The following is a 22,111-nucleotide window of genomic DNA, read 5'->3' as shown; positions in this document are numbered from 1 at the left end:
GGCGGCCCGTGGTCAGTCGGGGCGGGACTCGCCGTGGGCCGCCGTCAGCAACGGTGTGCTGGGAGCCGGGGGCGGTGTCGACCGGGAGGGGGTGCCGCGCAGCGTGGTTCGGGTGATCAGGGCGTTGCGTGCGGCCACCCGGATCTCGCGGGCGAGGTCGGCGAGGACGGCCGGTATGTTGCGCTGATGGCGCAGCGCGCCGGCGACCAGCCGCAGCGCCAGGACGGGAGTGTGCAGGTCCGCCGGTGGCCGGGTGCGGGAGAAGATGCCGGTGGTGATCCGGGCCAGTTCGGGGTCGTCGGTGGCGCGGCGGTAGAGCTCGGTCTCCAAGGGGCGCATGGCTTCTCCGCGCGCCAGCCGGTTGGTCCAGTGGAAGATGGCGCGGCATTCGATGGTGCGGCGGCGTTCCCAGTCGCGGAGGGCGCGGTCGAGGGTGGCGGGGTTGTCGAGGGTGGCGGCGACGGTTTCGGCGAGTAGTCGGCCGTAGTGCAGGGCGTCGCGGATGCCCTGGGCGGTCACCGGGTCTTTGAAGTGCCCGGCGTCGCCGGGCAGTGCCCAGCCGGGGCCGGTGGATCGGCGGAAGTAGGAGGAGATGCCGGTGGCGGTGCGTACGCGTCCGACGCGGTGGCAGCCCTGGAGCCGGGCCGCGAGGGCGGGAATGCGTTCGACGGCTTCGGTGTAGCGGCGTTCGGCTTCGCCGGGGCCGGAGCGTTCGCGGGTGGCGGGTGGTTGGACCAGGCTCAGGATCAGGCCGTCGTCGCAGGGGAAGGCGGTGCCGAGATCGGCGCCGGCGCGCCATTGCGCGGCGGTGTCTCGCGGGGTGTCGTCGGTGTCGCGCCAGTAGGCGTAGTAGCAGTCGCGTCCGCTGGGGACGGTGAGGAACGGGTCGTCGGCGCCGACGGCGCGGGCGATGGTGCTGTGTCTGCCGTCGGCGCCGACGACCAGGGCGGCGCGGATCTCGACGACGGCGCCGGAGCGGTCGGTGTATCGGACGCCGGCGCAGCGATTGTCGGCCCAGATCACCGAGGTGACTCGGCAGCGCNGCCCGGGCCGCCCCCCCCCACGACCAGGGCGGCGCGGATCTCGACGACGGCGCCGGAGCGGTCGGTGTATCGGACGCCGGCGCAGCGATTGTCGGCCCAGATCACCGAGGTGACTCGGCAGCGCTGGCGGACGTCGGCGCCCGCGGCGACGGCGGCGCGGGCGAGGACGCCGTCGAGGCCGGTGCGGCGCACGCACATGGCGTAGTCGATACCGTCGACGGTGGGGAAGGTGGAGGTGATGCCGTATCCGGCGCCTTCGGCGTAGGCCTGGGTCAGTCGCGGGGCGCCGAGTGCCTCGACTTCGGTGAGTACGCCCAGTCGCTGGAGTTCGGCCAGCCCGGCGGGCCAGAGCAGGTGGGTGGACAGGGTGTCCGAGGGCAGGGCGGCGGAATCCAGGACGACGACTCTGCGGCCGGCTCGCGCCAACGTCACTGCGGTCGCCGAGCCGGCGCAGCGCGCGCCGACGATGACGACGTCGGCCGACTCGGCCGAGGTGACGGGGGAATCGAGCATGGGTACCGCCTCGGTCATCGAGTCTCGGACAGTGTGTCCGAGACGATGATCCGGTCGGCGGCGACCACTGTCAACAGCACACGGACGCAACGGATTCGCGCCCGCTCGCCCGTTGCCGATCCCTGGGCGGAGTGGAGGAGCACAATGGGCGCATGGTCGACGCATGTGCGCTCGCGGCCGAGCAGTCGAGGAGCCGCCGATGCCCTCGCTGACCCGTGTCCCGCGATCGGCCCGCAAACCGTCCGACGATCGGCGGACCGAGTTCGAGCCGCGGGTGTTACGCGCGGTGGAGGATCTGCTGGCCGACGGCACGCCGTTCACCGAGCTGGCCGTGCAGCGGATCGCCGCGGCGTCCGGGTCGGCCAGATCGACGTTCTACCGGTATTTTCCGGACAAGAGCAGGCTGTTGGTCCGGCTGGGCGAGTTGGCGACCGCCGATTTGTTCGCGGCGGCGGAGCGGTGGTGGAGTGCCGAGCACACCGATCGGCAGGCCGGTGTGGTGGTGGCAGCCGCGGCGATGATCGACGGTGTCCGCGCGCACCGCTATCTGCTGTTGGCTTTGAGCGAGGTCGCCGCCTACGACCGCGAGGTGGGTGCGTTCTGGCGGGCGCGGGTCGCCGCGTTCACCGAGCTGGTGGCGGCGCGTCTGGCGGCGGATCGTGCGGCGGGCCGGGTCAGCGCGCGGCTGGATCCGCGGGCCACCGCGTTGATCTTGACCTCGATGGTCGAGCGCACGATGGCCGTGGCCTGCTCCGGTGACATCGGGGTCGATGACGGGGAGCTGGCCACGGCGCTCGGGCGAGCCATCTGGTTGGTGGTCTACGGCGACGCGCCGTGAGCGGTGGTGTCGGTCAGCGGAGTGCGGCGTCGGGGGCGAAGGAGGTGAGTCCGACGTCGCGGTACTTGGTGACGAGTTTCTGGTACTTGCGCCGGTTGCGGGCCATGGGGGAGTCGGTCACCGAGGCGGGCAGGCGGTCGAACGCGATCCGCAGGGCTTTGGTGATCGCCTGGAATTCGCGCTCGTGGCGGCGGGTCCAGGGGTAGGGCATGCGGGCGCGGACGTCGGGATGCATGATGCCGCAGCCGAGCACCATCAGGAGGTGGCCGAGCGCGGGCGAGCTCAACCGCCACAGCGGGCCGGTGGCCGCGGGCAGGAAGTACGGGCGCGGGGCGTGGCGGACCGAGGCGACGGCGGCGTCGAGGGCGGGCGTGGACCGGAGTTCGGTGGCTGCCATGTGCGTGTAGTGGGTGACGAGTTCGGTGTAGTCCTCGATCGGTCGCGACTTGCCGGGCAGGTGCAGGCCGAGGGTCTTGTGCCGGTAGTGGTCCCAGATGGCCTGGTTCTCGGCGAGGGTCGGTTCGGCGCCGGTGAGGGCGATGTAGGCGCCGCGCTGGACGAAGAACGTGGAGTAGAGGATCCAGTTCCATGATTGGGGGTTGAGCGCGGAGTACCGCTCCCCGTCCGGTCCGATCCCCTTGACGTCGCGGTGCAGGACCATCAGGCGCTGTGCTTCGGTCTCGCGGTCGGTGTCCTCGCCGTGGTAGATCAGCTGGTCGGCGGCCGCGGTGCGGACCGCGCGCGCCCAGGGCTGGTTGCGGGACCGTCCGGTGGCTTCGAGTGCGGCGGAGACGGGCGGCAGCATCGGCTGGTCGAACAGGCCGACGCTGAACAGGCTGAACAGGACCGAGCCGCCTACCCGCTCGAAGCGGGCGACAGCGTCGGAGACCTGCTCGGGCGTTGCCGTGGTCGCGAGATGGGGCACGGGGCAGGACATCGGGGGAACTCCTTTGTTCCGGTGTCGTGGACCACCGGCCCGGGCGACACTTATGGCGCTATTCTGGTGTCGCGCGACTCCAGAAACTCGTGTGGTGTCAGAGTGCACCAGAATGGTGGGATGGTCAAGAGCATGGGTGAGGATTCCGCGAACACGGCCGCGCCGCGTGCCTACGCGGGGGTGGCAGCCGACGAGCGTCGGTCCCGCCGCCGCGCCGCCCTGTTCGAGGCGGCGCTGGATCTGCTCGCCGAGGGTGGCGCGCCCGCGGTCACCAAGCGCGCGGTGTGTACCAGGGCCCGCCTGAACGACCGCTACTTCTACGAGCAGTTCGCCGATCGCGACGCTCTGTTGTCGGCGTTGGTCGACGACCTCACGACCGAGGGCATCGCCGTCGTGGTCACCGCCACCCACACTGCCGGCCCCGACCTCGACAGTCAGGTCCACGCCGCCGCCGACGCCGCGCTGGGCTTCCTGGTCGCCGACCCGCGCCGCCACGCCCTGCTGCTGACCGCGCACAGCACCGAGGCGCTGCAGGCCGCGCGCCTGTCCACCCAGCACTCGATCGCCCGCGCCATGGCGGCGGTCGGCCGCGAGCTCGTCCCGGAGTCGGCCGACGACGAACTCGACTCCGACATGGCCGCCTACGCGGTGGTCAGTGGCGCGCTCGAGCTGGTCGCGGCGTGGATGCGCGGCGAATTCGACACCACCCAGGCACATCTCACCGACGTCATCGCCCGCCAGCTACTGCAGATCAGATTCGCCGGCAGCCCCCGCACGACCCCCGCCGGCTGACGTCAGCGGCGTGGCACGGCGATCCACTCGCGCCAGCCGCCGTCGAGCACGAGGTCGGCCAGCCGGCGATAGCCGCCGCTGCCCGGATGCGCACCGTCGCCTGCCAGCACCTCCGCGCGCCAGACCGGGTCCTCGGCCACGGCCGCGGTGATGTCGATGAACGGCACGTCGCGCGCGTGGCAGAGGGCGGACATCTGTTCGGCCAGCGTGGTGACGCGGCGCAGATGCGGTTCGCCCGCTTCGATCACCGGCGGCGGACCCACGACCAGCGGTGCGATCCCACGCCGGCGGGCACCGTCGATGATCGTGGCGAGATTGTCCAGGCTGCGAGCCGGATCGACTCGGACCGCGCCGTTCTCCTCGATCGCGTCGTTGGCGCCGAAGGACAGCACCAGTCGCTGGTCGGCCCCGCTCATCCCGCGCGGTTCGATCTCGGTCCAGCAGCGGCGCAGCACATCCTCGGAGGTGTTGCGCCGGATTCCGAGATTGAACGCGGTCGTGCCGACGCCGGTGGCCGCGAGGACGCGCCCCACCCAGCCGCGGTACTCGGGGTCACCGATCCCCTGGACGAAGGAATCGCCGAAAAAGAAGATACGAAGATCTGCGCTCACCGGGACGACAGTACGAGCGCGTGTGGGCGCCGCGCGCGACGGCCTCAGCTCGCCCAGCCGAGCCGGACCAACACCCGGTCACTGCGCGACGCCCCGGATTCCCGGCGCGCGACGTGGACGGCCGCCGACCACGCGCCGAGTCCGGCGCCGACGGCGTTGAGCAGGACGTCGTCGACCGAGGTCACCCGCCCCAGATCGAGGATGTACTGCAGGATCTCCAGCGCGGTCGAGACGACCGCGCCGACCGCTGTCATCCGCGCGACGCCCGACATTCGCGGAAACCGCAGCGGGAGCAGGAAACCCAGCGGCAGGAACACCATCAGATTGGCGCCCACCTGGACGAACGCGGTGCCCGGCGCCGCGCCGAGCGTGTCGAGGAGGTCCCGCAGCGGCATCAAGCTCACCGCCCGTGTTCCGGTGGCGGGCGTGAGGATCATCCACACCCACGGCAGCGTCGCGCCGACGATGCCGACTTCGGCGATCGACCGCCGCAGCGCGAGGCGACGCGGCAGCCCCGCGTGGAGCCGACGAGTGACGAGCAGCGCGGTAGCGGCCGTTAACACCGGCACCGCCACCGTCCAGGCGATCAGGACATGCCCCCACGACGTCCACACGCTCCCCATCGGCCCCACGATAGTGGCGCTGTCAGGGGGCGACGATGCGGGCGGCGGCGAAGACGGTCGCGGCGCGGCGGGTCGAGAGTTGCTCGATGTCGCCCCGCTCGGCGGCGAAGCGGGCCTGCATCGCGTTGGTGCGGGTCAGGTCGGAGAGCATGCGCAGCAGGATTACCGGCGGCACTGCGTCGGTGAGCAGGCCCTCGCGCTGACCGCGGCGCAGTTCGGCGAGTTTGGCGTCGATGGTGCGGCGCAGCAGCGGGCCGATGTGGGCGCCTTCGGGTTCCAGGTCCGACCAGGCCTGCAGACGCGCGTTGTCGGGGTGGGCGACGAAGTGGTCGAACAGGCGGCCGACGTAGGCGGGCACGTCGTCGGCGCTGAGCGCGGTCTCCTCGGCCGTTTCGGTGGTCCAGCGCTCGGTGACGGCCGCGTAGAGCTCGTTCTTGCCGGGAAAGTAGGCGTAGAGGCGGTCCTTGCTGGCGTGGGCGGCGTCGGCGATGCGGTTGATCCGGGCGCCCGCGATGCCGAATTCGGCGAACTCCGCCTTCGCGGCAGCGAGTATTCGCTCCCGGGTTGCCTCGCCTGCCGCACGCATGGCCGGAAGCCTACCCCCTTGCCGAACCATCTGGTTCGGAACTATGGTCCGTTCGGAACCAGATGGTTCTGGAATCGGCGAGACGAGGACACCATGGGCGCGGACAAGCCACGCTGGCAGCAACTCCGGGAGCAGACCGAGGGCGTCTCCACCGCCGAACTGGACGCGCTGTGGACCCGGCTACGCCCGGCCCGCACCGACGACATCCTCGGTGAGTGGCGCGGCGATGCCTTCCAGACCGGCCACCCGCTGTGCCGGGCGCTGCCCGCGAGCCGCTGGTACGGCAAGACCTTCCTCGCGGTCGACGACGCCAAGCCGCTGATCTGCCGCGCCGAGGACGGCACCCTGTTCTCCGATGTCGAACTGGGACAGGGCGAGGCGACCCTGTGGAACATCGAGTTCCGCGGCGAGGTGACCGCGACGATGGTCTACGACGGCCGCGCGGTGTTCGACCATTTCAAGTGGCTCGACGAGAACACACTGATGGGCATCATGAACGGTCGGGCGGAACTGGTGCTGTCCCGTGGCGAACACTTCTACTTCCTGCTGGAACGGGTGTCCTGATGCGCACCACGGCGGTCCTGTCGCGAGACCCGGCCGCGGCGTTCTCGGTCGAGGATATCGAGGTCGACGAGCCGCGCGCCGGGGAGATCCTGGTGCGCGTCACCGCGGCGGGCATCTGTCACACCGACCTGGTGACCCGGCGCGCGGGCGCGGCGGATCGGCCGATCCTGCTCGGGCACGAGGGCGCCGGTGTCGTGGCCGCGGTCGGGCCCGAGGTGGCGACGGTGCGGCCCGGCGACCATGTCGTGCTGACCTTCCGGCACTGCGGTCGGTGCTCGGCCTGCGTGGACGGGCGCCCGGCCTACTGTCAGCGTTCGGTCGCGCTCAACCAGTTCGGTCGCCGCGCGCACGACGCGCCACGGGTGCTGCTCGACGGTGCCCCGGTGCTGGACGGATTCTTCGGCCAGTCGAGTTTCGCCGGATACGCCCTGACCACCGAGGACAACACGATCGTCGTCGACCCGGCGCTGGATCTGGCTGTGGCCGCGCCGTTCGGCTGTGGTTTCCAGACGGGGGCCGGCGCGGTCCTGAACGTGCTGCGGCCCACCGCGGGTGCCTGGCTGGCGGTGTACGGTGCCGGCGCGGTCGGGATGGCGGCGTTGCTCGCGGCGCGCACGGTCGCGGGCGTGCGGGTGGTCGTCGTGGAAACCTCGGCGGCGCGGCGGGAATCGGCGCTCGCGCTCGGTGCCGAGGCCGCGCTGGATCCGGCCGAGGGGCCGACGGTGCCGCGACTGCGCGAACTCACCGGCGGCGGCGTTACCCACGCGATCGACACCACCGGTGTGCCCGCGGTGCTCGGTGACGCGGTCGCCGCGCTGACCACCGGGGCGACCGTGGTGGCCGTCGGGCTCGGCGCGGGGACGCCGCCGGTAGATGTCAGCGATATCGTGTTGCGCGGCAAGACGATTCGCGGGTGCCTCGAGGGCGACAGCGTGCCGTCGACGTTCCTGCCGCATCTGCTCTCGCTGTACGCCGAGGGCCGGTTCCCGGTGGACCGGCTCATCGGCCGCTACCCGCACACCGAGATCGACACCGCGCTCGCCGACCAGCGGGCCGGGCGCGTGGTCAAACCAGTGCTGACATGGTGAACGACGAACCCGGCGAACGGTCCCGCACATGACGATCCTGCACAGCGACATCCTCGGCACCGAAGACGAGGACACCCCGCCGAATTCGACGACCGTCGCCGCCCGCGCCGAACGGCTGCTCGCGGCGTTGAACGCGGCCCGCGAGGTCTTCGTCGCACACGGCTATCACGGCGCGAGCATGGATCAGATCGGCCTGCGGGCGGGCATGAGCAAGCCCGTGCTGTACACGCTGTACGCGAACAAGCTCGATCTGTATCTGGCGGTGCTGCAGCATCATCTGGATCGGATGGTCGGCGGGATCCGCAGCGCGCTGGCCGGGGCGACCGGGCAGGAAGACAAGGTCCGGCGCGCGGTGCTGGCCTATTTCGACTTCGTCGACGAGGACCCGGACGGGCACGTGCTGATCTTCGAGTCGCCGGTGCCCAGCGAGCCGAGCGTGCGGTGGCGGGCCCGGCACGCCTTCGGTGAGTGCGCGGTACTGGTGAGTGCGGAGTTGCGTGCGGCCGGGATGGACGACGCGCGGGCGTTCACCTGCGCGTTCGGTGTGGTCGGCGCCAGTCATCTGGCGGCGCGGCAGTGGCTGGACACGGGCAAGCCGATTCCCAAGCGGGACGCGGTGGAGACGACGGTCGCGCTGTGCTGGAACGGGCTGGCCGGAATCGGCTGACCCGATTGCGGTCTCAGTCGGTGACGGCGGGCAGGGGACTGCCGTCGAGGAGTTCGTCGCTGGGTAGCCGGCCGATGAGCACGGCCAAGGCGCGTTTCCAGCGGCGCACGACCGCCTCGCGTTCGCCGAGGGTGCCGGTGAGCATGGCCGTCATCGACAGGCCGGTCAGCAGATCGATGGTGAATTCGACGAGGATCTCCGCGCGCGGGTCCGCGGCGTACGGTTCGCCGACGACCTCGAGGTAGAGCCTGCGCATCTCGGTGAAGACGCGGCGCTCCTCGTGCACGAGACGTTCGCGGAGCTCGGCGTCGGTGCGGGCGGCGACCCACAGGTCCAGCGCGGTGAAGAAGGCGGGGCTGTTCAGGTCGCGCCAGGCCAGGTCGACGACCGATTGCAGCCGGTCGCGTCCGGGTGGCAGGAGTTCGGCTTCGCGCTGGAACTGCTCGAGCCGCAGATCCACGACGCGGGTGGTGGCCGCGATGAGCAGTTCGGCGCGGGTGGGGAAGTGGTGCTGCACGGTGCCGCGGGCCAGTCCGGCGCGTTCCTGGACGGCGCTGACGGTGGTCGCGGCGTAGCCGCGTTCGAGCAGGCATTGCGCCGTGCAGTCGAGGATCAGGGCCCTGGTCGAGGCCCGGCGTTCGGCCTGGGTGCGGCGCGGTTGTTGCAGGGTCACCCGACAAATCGTACGCGCTGACGGTAAGTATGAGCGAACGCCGGGCGAATCTTCCCCCGATTGCCTATTGACGCAGCGCCAGTGACCTGGTGCAATCGAGAAACCGTACGCAGTAACTGTTTCTTCTGAGTGAAGGGCTGCGATGACGCAGATCTCTCATATTCGCCGGGGCACCGGCTCGCCGATCGTGCTGGTGCACGGTCTCGGCAGCCGCTGGCAGATCTTCGCGCCGGTGATCGATCTCCTGGCCGAGCGGCACGAGGTGATCGCGCTCGACCTGCCGGGATTCGGTGCGTCGCCGGAACTGCCCGGTGTGCTGCCCGGCCCGCGCGGGTACGCCGACTGGCTGGCGCGGTGGCTCGGTGACAACGACATCCGGCACCCGCACGTCGTCGGCAGCTCCATGGGCGGCGGCATCGCCCTCGAGCTGGGCCGCACCGGGGTCGCCGCCGCCGTCACCGCGTTCTCCCCGGTCGGCTTCTACGGCGGCCCCGGCCTGCGCTGGGTCCAGGGATCGTTGACCGCCATGCGCGCGGTCGCCCGCGTCGCCGGTCCGGCCCTGGACAAGGCGGTCGAGTACCGCGCCGGGCGGGCGGCGCTGCTGGCGGTGATGTTCGGGCAGCCGACCCAGGTGAGGCCCGACGCCGCGCGAATCGACCTGGCCGGGCTGGCGGGCGCGACCGCCTTCGCCGCCGCCCGCGACGATTTCGCCACCTATGTCCTGGCCACCGGTGACGACCCCGGCGCGCTGACCACGATCCCGGTGACGATCGCCTGGGGCACCCGCGATGTCGTGCTCACCCACCGCACCCAGAGCGCCCGCGCGCGGGCGGTACTGCCGTTCGCCCGCCACACCGACCTGCCCGGCTGCGGCCACCTGCCGTTCAGCGACGCCCCTGAGCTGTGTGTTCGGACCATCCTCGACAACCGGAGTGCTCCATGAAACCTTCGATCGCGGTCATCGGCAGCGGATTCGGTGGCCTGGCCGCCGTGATCGCGTTGAAGAAACGGGGCTTCGACGACATCATCGTCTTCGAGAAGGCCGACGACGTCGGCGGCGTGTGGCGCGAGAACACCTACCCCGGCGCGGCCTGCGATGTGCCCTCGCCGTTCTACTCGTATTCCTTCGAGCCGAATCCGCGGTGGCCGCACCGCTTCTCGCGGCAACCGGCGATTCTGGACTACATCCGTGACGTCGCCGACAAGTACGACGTGCGCCGCCACATCCGCTTCGGCACCGAGGTCACCGGGGCCGAGTTCGACGACGCGACGGGTCGGTGGACCGTGCGCCTGGACTCGGGCGAACAGGTTCGGGTCGATGTCGTCGTGCCCGCGGTCGGCCAGCTCTCACGTCCCGCGCTGCCCGCCATCGAGGGCCGGGAAAGCTTCGCGGGCACCACTTTCCACTCCGCGGAGTGGAACCACGACATCGATCTGACGGGCAAGCGCGTCGCGGTGATCGGCACGGGGGCCAGTGCGGTCCAGTTCGTGCCCGAGATCCAGCCGCGCGTGGCGAAGCTGACCCTGTTCCAGCGCACCGCGCCCTACATCGTCCCGCGCCCGGACCGTGAATTCGGTTCCCTGCACCACCGGGTGTTCGAGAAGTTGCCGGTGACCGAGCTGGCCGAGCGCGGCACCTGGTACAGCGTGGTCGAAGGGCTCAGCCTGGCCTGGGTCTACGCCAAGCCGCTGGCCGCCGCCATCCGGGCGATCTCCAAGTGGCACATGCGCAGGCAGACCGCGGCCAAACCCGGCCTGTTCGAGCAGGTGTGGCCCGACTATCCCATCGGCTGCAAGCGGATGCTGTTCTCCGACAGCTACCTGCCCGCGCTGACCCAGCCGAATGTCGAGGTGAGCACCGACAAGATCACCGGGATCACCCCGACCGGGGTGTGCACCGCCGACGGCCGCGAACACGAGGTCGACGTCATCATCTGGGGGACCGGGTTCAAGTCGACCGAGTTCCTCGCGCCGATGTCGATCACCGGCGCGGGCGGGCTCGCGCTCGACCAGGAATGGCGCACCGGCGCGCACGCCTACTACGGCATGACGGTGCCGCGGTTCCCGAACCTGTTCATCATGTACGGGCCCAACACCAATACCGGTGGTGGCTCGATCATCTACTTCCTCGAGACCCAGGCCGAGTACCTCGGTGACTACGTGGCCCATCTGGCCGCCACCGGCAAACCGCTGACCGTGCGGCCCGAGGTCGAACAGGCCTACGACACGCGTATCCAGGCTCAGCTCACCGACAGCGTGTGGAGCCGGTGCTCGTCGTGGTATCGGCAGGCCGACGGCCGCATCACCACGAACTGGCCGCTGCTCGGCATCCAATACAAGAAGCAGGCGCGATTCGACGCCGCCGACTACGAGGTGATCTCCGCATGACTGACTACGACTACGACGTGATCGTCGTCGGCTCCGGATTCGGTGGCAGCGTGACCGCGCTGCGCCTGACCGAGAAGGGCTACCGGGTCGGTGTTCTCGAATCCGGCAGGCGCTGGAACGCCGAGGACTACCCGAAGACGAACTGGAACATTCCCAAGGCCATCTGGGCGCCGCGGCTGGGTCTGACCGGACCGCAGCGCATCAGCGTGCTCGGCAAATGCCTGGTGTTCAGCGGCTCCGGCGTCGGCGGTGGCTCGCTGATCTACGGCAACACCCTCTACGAGCCGCTGCCGGAGTTCTACCAGGACCGCGCGTGGGCGCACATCACCGACTGGAAGAGCGAACTCGCGCCCTACTACGACCAGGCCAAGCGGATGCTGGGTGTCGTGGAGAACCCGCGGATCGGCCCGAAGGACGAAGTGCTGCTGCAGGTCGCGCGCGGCATGAACGTCGCCGACACCTTCCATCGCACCCAGGTCGGGGTGTTCTTCAACGAGGGCGAGGAAGGCGTCGAGGTCGACGACCCCTACTTCGGCGGCGCCGGTCCGCGGCGGGCGGGCTGCATCCACTGTTCGGACTGCTTCACCGGCTGCAAGCACAACGCGAAGAACACCACCACGGTCAACTACCTGCATCTGGCGGAAAGCCGGGGCGCGCAGGTGCATCCGCTGACCACGGTGACCTCGGTGGCGCCCGACGGTGCCGGCGGCTACCGGGTCGAGACCGTCGCCTCGAACGGGTGGCTGCGCAAGCAGCGGCGCACGTTCACCGCCCAGCAGGTGGTGTTCGCGGCCGCGGCGCTGGGCACCCAGAAGCTGCTGCACAAGCTGCGCGCCGACGGCACGCTGCCCCAGCTCTCGCCCCGGGTCGGGGAGCTGACGCGCAGCAACTCCGAGGCGATCATCGGCGTCACCAGCAAGTCCCGCAAGGACTTCTCCCAGGGCGTGGCCATCACCTCCTCCATCCACCCGGAGCCGCAGACCCACGTCGAGGTGTGCACCTACGGCACCGGGCAGAACGCGCTGTTCCTGCAGACGGTGCCGATGGTCGACGGTGGCGCGTTCCGGTTCCTGCGCCTGCTGCTGACGATCCTGCTGCACCCGATCCAGTTCCTGCGGTCGCAGAACGCGCACGGCGCCTCGAACCGGTCGGTGATCCTGCTGGTCATGCAGTCGCTGGACAACTCGCTGACCTCGTACCTCAAGGGACGCAGGCTGGTCACCAAACAGGGCAGCGGCGAACCGAATCCCGAGTGGATTCCGCTCGCGCACGAGATCGCCCGCAAGTACGCCGACGAATGCGACGGTGTCAGCGGCAATATCGCCACCGACATCTTCAACATTCCCGCCACCGCGCACTACATCGGCGGCTGCACGATCGGTGACTCGAGCGATACCGGCGTGATCGACCCCTACCAGCGGATCTACGGCTACCCCGGCCTGCACATCGCCGACGGCAGCGCGATCACCGCGAACCTCGGGGTCAACCCGTCGCTGACCATCACCGCGCAGGCCGAACGCGCGATGGCGTACTGGCCCAACAAGGGCGAGGCCGATCCGCGCCCAGCCCTGGGTTCCGCCTATCAGCGGGTCGCGCCCGTCGCCCCCGCCCATCCCGTCGTGCCCGCCTCGGCGCCGGGCGCGCTGCGGTTGCCCGCATGAGCCGTTCCGGAGAGGACTCCATGACCGCCACCGATCACCTCGCCGCGCTCGGCTCCGCCTGCGACAGGGCGGACGCGCTGGCCCTGTTCGACAGCCTCCCGGCCGTCTCGCCTGCCGAGCTGACCGGCCGATGGCACGGGCGCGAGCTGGCCACCGGGCACGGGCTCGACGGGTTGCTCGAGGCCTCGGGCTGGTACGGCAAGCAGTTCGACGGCCTCGACAGTGTGCACCCGCTGCTGTTCTGCGATCCCGCGGGCGAGATCTTCGCCGTCGACCCGAAGAAGGTGCCGCTGGGGGTGGCCGACAAGGTGCCGCACTCGCTGGTGCGGCGCGGCCGCGGACTGCTCGGAGTGCTGAAGCCGGTCTTGCGCACTCGTCGGTACCGGGCCAGGTTGCGTTCGGTACAACATCGCGGAGTCGTGACGGCGGCGATGGTCTACGACCACCTGGCGATCATCGACGTGTTCCGCCGGGTCGACGAGGACACCGTGTTCGGTCTGATGGACTTCCGTGACCTCCCCGATCCCTATTTCTTCGTTCTCGGTCGGGACTGACGCACAACTCCGCTGGTAGTTCGGCGCGATCAGGGGTAGGCATGGGATACGGGACGCTCGTCGAAAGGACGGCAGGCCATGGCTACACACCCCGATCCGTGGGCTTCGCACCGCGATCCGCACGTACACAGGTTCCCTGATACCGAACGCACCTTCCGCTCCCACGCGGGGGAGTCCATCCAGGACTCCCTCAACTGGCCCGGTTTGTTCCTCATCGGTGTCGGCATCGTCTTTCTCGCCGCGACCTTGACGGCCGCGGGTTCCGGCTTCGCCGGGTGGGCAGTGATCGCAGGGCTGATCTGCGGTGTGTGCCTGCTGTCGGGAGTGGCGATCGTGCTGGCCGAACATCGCCGGATCAAGGTCGGCGAGGGACTGCACCTGACCGATCCCGCCGGTCACTGAGTGCGGCGGTAGTCCACGTCCGGGCGGGTGCCCACCCGCCCGGTGATGGTCGTCGTGTCAGGCGCGGCGTAGTTCGAGCGCGTCCAGGATCAGATCGAGCCCGTAGGCGAACTCGGCGGTGTGGTCGTAGCCCGGGCGCAGGGCGTGCTCGACGATCAGTTCGGTGAGATGCGGCAAGTCCTCGGCGGGCAGGGTCGCGAGGATGTCGGTGGCGACCTCGGCGACCTCACCGGGCGTCCTCACGGGCAGGTTCGCTTCCTGTAGGACGTAGCCGCCGACGTAGCTGTCGATGAGTGAGATGGCGTGCGCCGCCATGGGCAGGCTGAATCCGGCGGTGCGCAGCACCCCGAGGACGGCGTCGTGGTGGCGCAGCGTCGCCGGGCCGGGGTGGCGCCGGGAGTCCATGAGTCCCAGTGCCCAGGTGTGCTGGGACAGGACCCGGTGCGCGGAGGCCGCGCGGGCACGGATCGCCTCGCGCCAGTCGTCGCGGTCGGTGGGGGGTAGGTCGATGGCGGCGAACACCGTGTCGACCACACCGTCGAGGATCGCGTCCTTGTTCGGCACGTGGTGATACAGCGACATCGCCTCCACCCCGAGTTCCTGGGCCACCCGCCGCATCGTGATCGCTTCGGCGCCGGCGCGGTCCGCGACGCGGATGGCGGCGTCGAGGACGCGTTCGCGGCTGAGGGGTGGTCGGGTCACGGCAGCTCCTGGGCTCGGAAGTGTTGACAAGCTTACAGTCGTAAGACAGCCTTACGTATGTAAGTCCATCCGGGATGTCGCAGGGAGGAGAACCCGATGCCGATGCCGCGGTGGTGGGGTCAGATCAACAAGCGCGTGTTCAATCCGCGCGCGATCGAGGGCGGGAAATGGCCGGTGCTCATCCATGTCGGCCGACGGTCGGGGACGACGTATCGCACGCCCCTGGACGCCTATCCCGTCGACGGGGGCTATGTGTTCGTCCTCGTCTACGGCGCGCGCTGCGACTGGGCGCGCAACGTGCTGGCCGCGGGCCGGGCCCGACTGCGGGTCGACGGGCGGGAGCTGGAACTGACCGCACCGGTCGTCGTGGGCGAGGACGAGGCATTCCGGGCGCTGCCCGAGAATGTGGCGCGGCCGCCGAAGCTGCTGCGCATCACCGAGTTCCTGCGGATGGATCTGGTGGCCTGATTCGCGCACGCCGAGTGAAACGCTGGACACGAGCCGATCGTGCGCGAAGGAAACGATTGGACGGACGTCCACCTTTGCCGCACTGTTGACGACCATGAGCGAACATCCCGCCCAGCGGCGCACTCTCGCCGTGCTCGTGGCGGCCCAGATCTTCAGCGGAGCGGGACTCGCCGCGGGTATCACGGTCGGCGCGCTGCTGGCGCAGGACATGCTCGGGTCGACCGGATTGGCCGGACTGCCCAGCGCCATGTTCACCGTCGGGTCGGCGGCCGCCGCGGTCGGTGTCGGCCGGATCTCGCAGCGCGCCGGGCGCCGGGCCGGTCTCACCGTCGGCTACCTGGTCGGAGCGCTGGGCAGTTTCGGTGTCGTCGCCGCGGCGGTCACCGGAAGTCTCGGGCTGTTGTTCGCCTCGCTGATCGTCTACGGCGCCGGTACCGCGACCAGCTTGCAGGCCAGGTACGCGGGCGCCGACCTCGCCACACCCGCGCATCGGGCCCGCGCGATCAGCACGGTGCTGGTCGCGACGACGGTGGGCGCCGTGGTCGGGCCGAATCTGTTGCATCCCATGGCGAGTCTGGCCACCGCCTGGGGAATCCCGCCGCTGTCGGGGCCGTTCGTACTCTCCGGTGCGGCCTATCTGCTCGCCGGTCTGGTGCTGTGGGTGCTGCTGCGGCCGGATCCGCTCGTGCTGGCCCGCGAGCTCGTCCGCACCGACGAACCCACGGCGGCGGCCGAGCTCGCCGCAGGCAAGACCTGGTCGGCGCCGATCGTGGCGGGCGCGACCGTGATGGTGGTGACCCAGCTGGTGATGGCGGCGGTGATGACCATGACCCCGATCCACATGCAGCACCACGGCCACGGTGTCGGTGCGGCGGGCGTGGTGATCGCGGTGCACGTGGCGGGAATGTATCTGCCCTCGCTGCTGTCGGGTCTGCTCGTCGACCGGATCGGCGCGGGGCTGGTCGCCGTCGCCGCCGCGGGGACCCTGGTCGCGGCCGGTCTGGCCGCGGCGCTGGCCCCGCCGAGTTCGGTCCTCGCGCTGGCCGCCGCCCTCGGCCTGCTCGGGCTCGGCTGGAACCTCGGGCTGGTCGCGGGCACCACGATGATCGCCGACGCCACCCCCGTCGCGACCCGTGCCCGCACGCAGGGCACCGTCGACGTCGGGATCGCCGTCGCCGGGGCGGGCGGCGGACTGGGCTCGGGACTGATCGTCGCGGCGGCCGACTACCCCGGCCTGGCCCTGCTCGGTGCGGCGATCGCCCTGCTCATCGTCCCGGCGCTGGCCTGGAGCAGCCGCAGGCCCCGCGCCGACGCGCAGGCGCCGGCGCTCGACGCCCGCGTCGACGGGTGAGCGGTGATCATGCGATGATCGCCGGATGACCGGCCCGGCCAGCACCACCCGCATCCTCGGCCTCCTCGGTGGCGTCGCTGTGATCCTGCTGCTCACCAACTGGAGCGCGATGCGTGCGGTCGCCTACGCCGTCATCTGGTCGCTGGCGGCGGTGGTCCTGGTGGTGCGCGAGCGTCGACGGCCCGCTGCCGGCTCCACCTCGGAGTAGCCGGGCACAGGCGGCAATCGTGTGGACCGGACGATCCGGCGACCCTAGGATCGTCGGATCGTTTCCGGGCAGTGGGGGTAGGTCGTGTCAGCCGTACGCAGCGGTGCCAGCTGGGTGGTCTCGTTCGTCCCCCTGTTCTCGCTCGGCCTGCTGACCTGGCCGCTGTTCGCCGTCCTGGCCGTCCGGGCACGGTCGTGGCCGTTGGCCGGTGCCGCCCTCGGATACCTGGGTCTGTTCGCGGTGGAGGTGTGGGCGAGCGAGCCGGACCCGGTGCGCGACACCATCTTCGACCTGTGTCTGTTCGTGCTGATGGTGGGCGGCACCGCCCACGCGATCGCGGTGCGGCGGCGATGGTTCGCGAGCCCGCCCGTGGTCGGCGATGTCGACGTGGTGGCCACCGAATACCCGGTGGCCGGCGCAGGCGCCGTCGCGGCCGAGCCCGCCGGGTCCACGCTGAGCGCCGAATCCGAGCCTGTGCAGCGGTTGCTCGACGAGATCGACCAGCTCGTGGACGCGAGCATGCGCGACGGCGAACCCCGGGTCGGCTACGACTACGACGACCCGACCTACCCGGACTGCCCGAACCCCTACTGCGGCGAATCCTGGCACGGGCTGGCCATCACCCGGCAGATGGAGCTGATGCGTCACTACGGCGAGGTCGACCTCGACTACGACTACCGCGCCGACGACAGCCTCGTGCTGTGTCCGGGTTCGGCGTTCGAGGGGGAGTGGCCCGCCCCGCCCAGCGTCGAGGCGGCAAGAGGGGAGCCGGAAATCGTTGTCGTGCAAGCAGAGCCGGCGCCAGAGCTCGATCCGCGAGCCGAGGCCAGGGCCTTGGCCGACCGGCTGTGGACCGCCCTCGCGCGACCGGCGCAGGCCCTCGTGGTCACGACGTGGCTGCTCGCGTTCGTCTCGATGTTTCTGGCACCCGCGCACTGGCGCTGGCTGACGGTGATCGTCGGTGCGGTGGCGCCGATGTGTGTCGGCTGGCTCTACGGGCGGCGCGGTGACCTGTTTCCCGCGGGCTATGTGCGGACCCGGTTGCGGGCCCGGCCCATCGTGGTCGGGGCTGTCGGGCTCGTGGTGTGCGCGGGCTGGCTGCCGTTCCGCTGGGCGCGCACACCATCGCTGGGCCCGGCGGAAGGATACTTCGCGCTGATCATCGCCTGTGCGGTGGCGTGTGTCGGGCACGCGGTCGTGCAGATCGCCCGGGTGCTGCCCGTCGGTGCCGCCGAGAACGAGACCGAGGCGAAGGCGCACGGTGAGAACCTGGTCGTGCTCGGGTTCGGCTGGATGCTGTTCGGTCTGCCCGTCACGCTGCTGTTCGGCTGGATCGCGAGCTACTGGGCGTATCAGCCCGGCGCCATGTGGGCGGCGGTCGCGGTCCTCACCCTGCTCGTGCTGACCTTGTTCCTCGAAGCCGGCGCGATCAAGATCCTCACGAAAGCCCGTGACGACGGCGACATTCCGATGCTCGTGTTCTTCACGATCGGCGCGGGCGCCCTGCTGGTGTGGTCGTTGCTGCGCATCGCGGAGACCACCTTCCAGCCGTGAGCTCGGTCGTCGGCGCGAATGGGGGGGTGCAGATCCGCATGGCTGGAACCCGGTGCCCGGCTCGTGAAGCAACCGGCCGGGGCGCCGCTGCACCCCACTGTGCGCCCGCCAGGCCTTCGAGCCTCAGGCGGGCACATCCAGCGGCGGATAGCTGTCGCCACCGGTACGCTCGGCGGCCGCGATGTAGTCGGCGAGCGCGTCCCGGGACCGGGTGAGCCGATCGATCTGCTCGGTGATCCGGCGCATCCGTGATCGCATGGCGCCCAGCAACTCCGGGCAGCCGGGCAACTCGGGAACCTCACCCTGCGCGCACGGCAGCAGGAACGCGATGTCCTCGGAGGACAGTCCCGCGCCCAGCAGATGCCGGATCTGCTGGACCCGCAGCACCGAACCCTCGTCGTAGACGCGATAGCCGTTCGGGCTCCGCTCGGCAGGCAGCAGACCCTGCGCCTCGTAATAGCGCAGCTGATGGGCGTTGACACCCGTCCGATGGCTCAGTTCCCCGATCCGCATCCGCATCCTCACTTGACCTTCACACCGGTATGAACGTCGACGATGCTGCCATGGACAACACCACCGCAACACCCGTCACCGTTCTCGGACTCGGCCTGATGGGCCGCGCACTCGCCGGTGCGTTCCTCGACGCCGGCCATCCCGTCACCGTCTGGAACCGCACGAGCGCCAAGACCGAGCAGCTCGTCGCCCGCGGCGCACAACGCGCCGCGACCGTCGGCGAGGCCGTCGCCGCCGGACCCCTCACGATCGTCTGCGTCACCGACTACCGGGCCGTGCGCGCCCTGTTCGACGATGTCGCGCCCACCGGCACGACACTGCTCAACCTGACGTCGGGTGACTCGGCCCAAGCCAGGGACACCGCCCGCTGGGCCGCAGAGCACGGTGTCCGCTACCTCGACGGCGCCATCATGGCGATCCCCTCGACCATCGGCACCGCCGAGGCGGTGATCCTGGTCAGCGGAGCAGCCGAGGACGTCACCACGCACCGATCGACGCTGGAAGCACTCGGCACCGTCAGCCATCTCGGTGCCGACCACGGCCTGGCGTCCCTCTACGACGTGGCCGGTCTGGCGATGATGTGGAGCGTGCTCAACGCCTGGCTCCAAGGCACGGCGATGCTGCGGACCGCCGGGGTCGACGCGGCCACCTACGCCCCGTTCGCCCAGCAGATCGCCACCGGTGTCGCGACGTGGCTGCCCGGCTATGCCGCCCAGATCGACCGGGGCGCCTACCCCGCCGAGGTCGCCGCCCTGGAGACCGACGTGCGGTCGATGGCGCATCTGATCGAGGAGTGCGAGGCGCTGGGTGTCAACGCCGAGCTGCCGGTATTGATCAAGGCGATGGCCGATCGCGCGATCGCCGCCGGGCACGGCGGCGAACAGTATCCGGTGCTGATCGAGGAGTTCGGCAAGCCGCACCACTGATCGCTCAACGCGCGGCCAGGAGCGCGACCACCTCGTCGGCGACCTCGTCGACGCCGGGCATCGCGGCGATCTCGCTCGCGACCGATGCGGCGGTGGTCGCGAGGTCGCGGTCATCGATCAGGCTCGTGAGGTGCGCGGCCGTGATCGAGCGGGCGGCCACCGCGATCCCGGCGCCGCGGCGTCGCACCGCCGTCGCGTTCCAGGCCCGATCGCCGGGAGCGGGGGTGGCCAGCTGCGGGACACCGGCCTGGAGGGCGGCGAAGACCGAACCCGCGCCCGCGTGGTTCACCATGGCCGTGCAGTGCGGCAGGGCTTCGTGCAGGGCGATCCAGCCCGTCGTCGTGACACCAGCCGGAAGTGCGGTGGCGCGCTGGATCTTTCGATCGGGCCGGACGATGACGATCTCGGCGTCGACCTCGGGGGCCGCGCGCACGATCGCACGCACCATCGCGTCGGGGCCGTCGCCGAGCATCGTGCTGCGCGTGACCAGAATGCGGGCGCGCGTGGACGGTTCGCGCAGGAACGGAGGGGTGCGGGCCTGGGGCGGGGCGTACGGGGTGTAGCGCAGCGGACGCCCGCTGACCTCGACGATGCTCGGCGGCGCGATCGACAGGGTCCGCACGGGCGCGGGGAGATCGGCGTCGGTGAGCAGCCGCAGCAGTTCCCGGCGGATGACGGTGCCGTCGTCGAGGGCGATGTTGTGCAGGAGCGTGGGAACACCCAGCTGGGCGGCCACGATCGCGGCGGCCGAGGCGAACGGTTCGTGCACGATCAGCTCCGGCCGGAACTCACGGGCCGCCGCGAGCAAGGGCGCGAGCATCGGCCGATTGGTGACGGCGAAGACCCGTGCGCCACCCCGCGCATCGGCCATCCCCCGCGCCGACCGCACGGCCAGCAGGGGATGGGCCCCGAGCCCGCGCACCGCCGAACGGACGTAGTCGATCGGGGGAGCGACCTCGGCGACCGGAAGCTGCGTGCGCACGGCCGCGGTGGCGGCGCCTCCCGTGGCGATCATGACCCGATGTCCGCGCCGCTGCAGGCGGGCGGCCAGCGGCATCATCGGAAACAGGTGCCCGAGTAGTGGCATGGCCACGAACATCACTCGCATCAGGCCTCCGTCGCTGCCGTGGCCGCGTCGTCGGCCGTTCGAGTGCTACGAAACAGAAGCGCGGCGGGTTCATTCGGTGCCGGTGTCGACGGGTCATGACCCGGCACCAGCCGGGTGGCCGCCCTCGCGCCGGGCCGCATCAGCCGAGGGTGGCCAGGAGGGCGGGCAGAGCGGTGCCGATGGGCTCGCGGATCACCTCGTCGGCGAGGTCGTCGTAGGGCGTGGGTTCGGCGTTGACGATGATCAGCCGGGCGCCGTGCTCGGCGGCCACCCCGGCCAGCGACGCGGCGGGCTGGACCTGCAAGCTCGTGCCGACCGCGATGAACACGGTGCACGCCTGGGCGATCGTCATCGCCTGCGCGAGCACCCCGGGATCGAGGGCCTGGCCGAACATGACGGTGGCCGTCTTGAGAATGCCGCCGCAGCGCAGGCAGGCCGGATCGTCCTCGCCCGCCGCGATCCGTTCGAGGGCGGACTCGGTGGTCGTGCGGTCACCGCACTCGGTGCACACCGCCGTGCGGGCGTTGCCGTGCAGTTCGACGACCTTGCGGTCGGGCAGGCCGGCGAGCTGGTGCAGGCCGTCGACGTTCTGGGTGATCACTCGCACCGCCACCCCGCTCGCCGCCAGCGCGGTTACGGCGTGGTGGGCGGCATTCGGCTCGGCCCGCCAGGCCGGGTGTTCGCCGCGCATGAGCCAGGAGCGGCGACGGATGTCGGGATCGCGCATGTAATAGTCGTAGGTGACCAGCTTCTGGGCGTCGGGATCGCGCTGCCACAGGCCCTGCGGGCCGCGATAGTCGGGGATCCCGCTGTCGGTGGAGACACCGGCGCCGGACAGGATCGCCACGAGAGGTCGGCTGGTCATGCGGTTCAGCGTAGGTCGGTCGGTCGGCGTGGTCGACGAGAATTTCCCGCCGATCTCGATGAGGGGTGCCGAATCTGGCTATTGCACGCTAAAGTCTGCCTGGATGTACACAGCGGAAGGTGGACGATGTCGTCGACAGCAGTGAAGCAGCAGGTGCTCGAACTCGGTGGAGCATTCATGATCTCGCGTGAGGCCAGGGAATTCGGGCAGGCGGTCGGGGTCCCCGGCTTCCACGGCGCCTACACCCGCGGACGCGGCGGCGTCCTCGGTGACGTCGACGCCGATGTCGTCGCCGCGGCCTTCGGCTTCTTCGAGCCCGGATGCGTCCGGGCCGCTTGGGAATCCGTGCCGCTGCCCGCCGCCGACGCGGCCGCGGCCTACCTCGCGGCCTGTCACGACTTCGGTCGGCGCAAGCTGGCCGCCTACGACGACGCCGACCGGCTCGCCGAGCTGCTCGGCCGCGTCGTCGCCGCGGC

At 70.7% G+C, this 22,111-nt stretch carries 26 protein-coding genes and 1 pseudogene; 16 read left to right on the top strand and 11 right to left on the bottom strand.

Translation table 11 applies throughout. From position 1 onward, the window contains the following. Positions 1-12 precede the first annotated feature (12 nt). Positions 13-1,023, bottom strand: a complete 1,011-nt coding sequence (locus V8688_RS04800; RefSeq protein ID WP_342800252.1) for an FAD-dependent monooxygenase — start codon at positions 1,021-1,023, stop codon at positions 13-15. Continuing rightward, positions 1,020-1,556, bottom strand: coding sequence for an FAD-dependent monooxygenase (locus tag V8688_RS04795; RefSeq protein ID WP_342800251.1), 537 nt, complete (start codon positions 1,554-1,556; stop codon positions 1,020-1,022). The genes V8688_RS04800 and V8688_RS04795 overlap by 4 nt, the downstream gene beginning before the upstream one ends. Positions 1,557-1,755: 199 nt before the next feature. Here V8688_RS04795 and V8688_RS04790 point away from each other — a divergent pair, with 199 nt between their 5' ends. Further along, positions 1,756-2,394 carry a TetR/AcrR family transcriptional regulator gene (locus V8688_RS04790; protein ID WP_218720326.1) on the top strand — a complete coding sequence of 213 codons (639 nt, stop codon included), beginning with the start codon at positions 1,756-1,758 and terminating at the stop codon, positions 2,392-2,394. A gap of 13 nt (positions 2,395-2,407) precedes the next feature. Here the strand turns inward: V8688_RS04790 and V8688_RS04785 are convergent, their stop codons facing one another. Then, positions 2,408-3,331: an oxygenase MpaB family protein gene (locus V8688_RS04785; RefSeq protein ID WP_342800250.1), complete on the bottom strand. Its 924-nt coding sequence runs from the start codon at positions 3,329-3,331 to the stop codon at positions 2,408-2,410. 120 nt (positions 3,332-3,451) lie between these two features. On the opposite strand from V8688_RS04785, the gene V8688_RS04780 reads away from it, so the two are divergent. Further along, positions 3,452-4,123, top strand: a complete 672-nt coding sequence (locus V8688_RS04780) for a TetR family transcriptional regulator (protein ID WP_218720322.1) — start codon at positions 3,452-3,454, stop codon at positions 4,121-4,123. Positions 4,124-4,125: 2 nt separating this feature from the next. On the opposite strand, the gene V8688_RS04775 is transcribed toward V8688_RS04780, so the two are convergent. Genes V8688_RS04775 through V8688_RS04765 form a run of 3 tightly spaced genes read right to left on the bottom strand, consistent with a single transcriptional unit; the run spans position 4,126 to position 5,943 of the window. Then, positions 4,126-4,734 carry a GDSL-type esterase/lipase family protein gene (locus tag V8688_RS04775; protein WP_218720320.1) on the bottom strand — a complete coding sequence of 203 codons (609 nt, stop codon included), beginning with the start codon at positions 4,732-4,734 and terminating at the stop codon, positions 4,126-4,128. A gap of 44 nt (positions 4,735-4,778) precedes the next feature. Then, the gene (locus V8688_RS04770; RefSeq protein WP_218720318.1) at positions 4,779-5,357 is read right to left on the bottom strand and encodes a VanZ family protein; all 579 of its coding nucleotides are present in this window, start codon (positions 5,355-5,357) and stop codon (positions 4,779-4,781) included. Positions 5,358-5,379: 22 nt separating this feature from the next. Continuing rightward, positions 5,380-5,943, bottom strand: coding sequence for a TetR family transcriptional regulator (locus V8688_RS04765; RefSeq protein WP_218720317.1), 564 nt, complete (start codon positions 5,941-5,943; stop codon positions 5,380-5,382). A 93-nt stretch (positions 5,944-6,036) separates the two neighbouring features. Here V8688_RS04765 and V8688_RS04760 point away from each other — a divergent pair, with 93 nt between their 5' ends. Genes V8688_RS04760 through V8688_RS04750 form a run of 3 tightly spaced genes read left to right on the top strand, consistent with a single transcriptional unit; the run spans position 6,037 to position 8,262 of the window. Then, positions 6,037-6,507: a DUF4334 domain-containing protein gene (locus V8688_RS04760; RefSeq protein ID WP_218720315.1), complete on the top strand. Its 471-nt coding sequence runs from the start codon at positions 6,037-6,039 to the stop codon at positions 6,505-6,507. Then, complete coding sequence (locus V8688_RS04755) at positions 6,507-7,595, top strand: NAD(P)-dependent alcohol dehydrogenase (RefSeq protein WP_218720313.1); 1,089 nt, start codon at positions 6,507-6,509, stop codon at positions 7,593-7,595. Before V8688_RS04760 ends, V8688_RS04755 begins: the two co-directional genes overlap by 1 nt. Before the next feature lie 28 nt (positions 7,596-7,623). Next, positions 7,624-8,262: a TetR/AcrR family transcriptional regulator gene (locus V8688_RS04750; protein WP_218720312.1), complete on the top strand. Its 639-nt coding sequence runs from the start codon at positions 7,624-7,626 to the stop codon at positions 8,260-8,262. A gap of 13 nt (positions 8,263-8,275) precedes the next feature. Here the strand turns inward: V8688_RS04750 and V8688_RS04745 are convergent, their stop codons facing one another. After that, complete coding sequence (locus V8688_RS04745; protein WP_218720310.1) at positions 8,276-8,935, bottom strand: TetR/AcrR family transcriptional regulator; 660 nt, start codon at positions 8,933-8,935, stop codon at positions 8,276-8,278. 142 nt (positions 8,936-9,077) lie between these two features. On the opposite strand from V8688_RS04745, the gene V8688_RS04740 reads away from it, so the two are divergent. The 5 genes from V8688_RS04740 (at position 9,078) to V8688_RS04720 (ending at position 13,940) form a co-directional block, all read left to right on the top strand. Then, positions 9,078-9,878: an alpha/beta hydrolase gene (locus tag V8688_RS04740; protein ID WP_342800249.1), complete on the top strand. Its 801-nt coding sequence runs from the start codon at positions 9,078-9,080 to the stop codon at positions 9,876-9,878. After that, on the top strand, positions 9,875-11,323 hold the full coding sequence (locus tag V8688_RS04735) for an NAD(P)/FAD-dependent oxidoreductase (protein WP_342800248.1): 1,449 nt from the start codon (positions 9,875-9,877) through the stop codon (positions 11,321-11,323). Before V8688_RS04740 ends, V8688_RS04735 begins: the two co-directional genes overlap by 4 nt. Then, positions 11,320-12,984: a GMC family oxidoreductase gene (locus V8688_RS04730; RefSeq protein WP_342800247.1), complete on the top strand. Its 1,665-nt coding sequence runs from the start codon at positions 11,320-11,322 to the stop codon at positions 12,982-12,984. The genes V8688_RS04735 and V8688_RS04730 overlap by 4 nt, the downstream gene beginning before the upstream one ends. 20 nt (positions 12,985-13,004) lie before the next feature. Further along, entirely contained in the window at positions 13,005-13,538 is a 534-nt protein-coding gene (locus V8688_RS04725) for a DUF4334 domain-containing protein (protein ID WP_218720555.1), read from the top strand. 78 nt (positions 13,539-13,616) lie between these two features. Next, a complete protein-coding gene (locus tag V8688_RS04720; RefSeq protein ID WP_218720304.1) occupies positions 13,617-13,940 on the top strand; it encodes a hypothetical protein in 324 nt (107 codons plus the stop codon). Between the two features lie 57 nt (positions 13,941-13,997). On the opposite strand, the gene V8688_RS04715 is transcribed toward V8688_RS04720, so the two are convergent. After that, complete coding sequence (locus V8688_RS04715) at positions 13,998-14,642, bottom strand: TetR/AcrR family transcriptional regulator (RefSeq protein WP_218720302.1); 645 nt, start codon at positions 14,640-14,642, stop codon at positions 13,998-14,000. A 96-nt stretch (positions 14,643-14,738) separates the two neighbouring features. On the opposite strand from V8688_RS04715, the gene V8688_RS04710 reads away from it, so the two are divergent. The 4 genes from V8688_RS04710 to V8688_RS04695 all read left to right on the top strand — a co-directional run bounded on the left by V8688_RS04710 (position 14,739) and on the right by V8688_RS04695 (position 18,223). Then, positions 14,739-15,110 (top strand): nitroreductase family deazaflavin-dependent oxidoreductase, encoded by a 372-nt coding sequence (locus tag V8688_RS04710; protein ID WP_342800246.1) that lies wholly within the window; start codon positions 14,739-14,741, stop codon positions 15,108-15,110. Positions 15,111-15,204: 94 nt separating this feature from the next. Beyond that, positions 15,205-16,461, top strand: coding sequence for an MFS transporter (locus tag V8688_RS04705; protein WP_218720300.1), 1,257 nt, complete (start codon positions 15,205-15,207; stop codon positions 16,459-16,461). 25 nt (positions 16,462-16,486) lie between these two features. Further along, positions 16,487-16,669, top strand: a complete 183-nt coding sequence (locus tag V8688_RS04700) for a hypothetical protein (protein WP_218720299.1) — start codon at positions 16,487-16,489, stop codon at positions 16,667-16,669. 84 nt (positions 16,670-16,753) lie between these two features. After that, positions 16,754-18,223: a hypothetical protein gene (locus V8688_RS04695; RefSeq protein WP_342800245.1), complete on the top strand. Its 1,470-nt coding sequence runs from the start codon at positions 16,754-16,756 to the stop codon at positions 18,221-18,223. A gap of 123 nt (positions 18,224-18,346) precedes the next feature. On the opposite strand, the gene V8688_RS04690 is transcribed toward V8688_RS04695, so the two are convergent. After that, complete coding sequence (locus tag V8688_RS04690) at positions 18,347-18,736, bottom strand: MerR family transcriptional regulator (RefSeq protein ID WP_218720296.1); 390 nt, start codon at positions 18,734-18,736, stop codon at positions 18,347-18,349. Between the two features lie 50 nt (positions 18,737-18,786). Between V8688_RS04690 and V8688_RS04685 the strand changes: the two genes are divergently transcribed. After that, complete coding sequence (locus V8688_RS04685; RefSeq protein WP_342800244.1) at positions 18,787-19,662, top strand: NAD(P)-binding domain-containing protein; 876 nt, start codon at positions 18,787-18,789, stop codon at positions 19,660-19,662. Between the two features lie 4 nt (positions 19,663-19,666). On the opposite strand, the gene V8688_RS04680 is transcribed toward V8688_RS04685, so the two are convergent. Both V8688_RS04680 and V8688_RS04675 read right to left on the bottom strand, forming a co-directional pair. After that, positions 19,667-20,770: a glycosyltransferase gene (locus V8688_RS04680; RefSeq protein ID WP_342800243.1), complete on the bottom strand. Its 1,104-nt coding sequence runs from the start codon at positions 20,768-20,770 to the stop codon at positions 19,667-19,669. A gap of 139 nt (positions 20,771-20,909) precedes the next feature. Continuing rightward, the gene (locus V8688_RS04675; protein ID WP_255588267.1) at positions 20,910-21,635 is read right to left on the bottom strand and encodes a Sir2 family NAD-dependent protein deacetylase; all 726 of its coding nucleotides are present in this window, start codon (positions 21,633-21,635) and stop codon (positions 20,910-20,912) included. 126 nt (positions 21,636-21,761) lie between these two features. Between V8688_RS04675 and V8688_RS04670 the strand changes: the two are divergent. After that, positions 21,762-22,111 (top strand): annotated as a pseudogene (locus tag V8688_RS04670) (hypothetical protein); the annotation flags it as partial.

The organism is Nocardia sp. No.11, assembly GCF_038752175.1.
Classification (GTDB): Bacteria; Actinomycetota; Actinomycetes; order Mycobacteriales; family Mycobacteriaceae; genus Nocardia; species Nocardia canadensis.
Note: the sequence above shows the minus strand (reverse complement) of the source record. Positions and strands in the feature narration are given on the sequence as shown.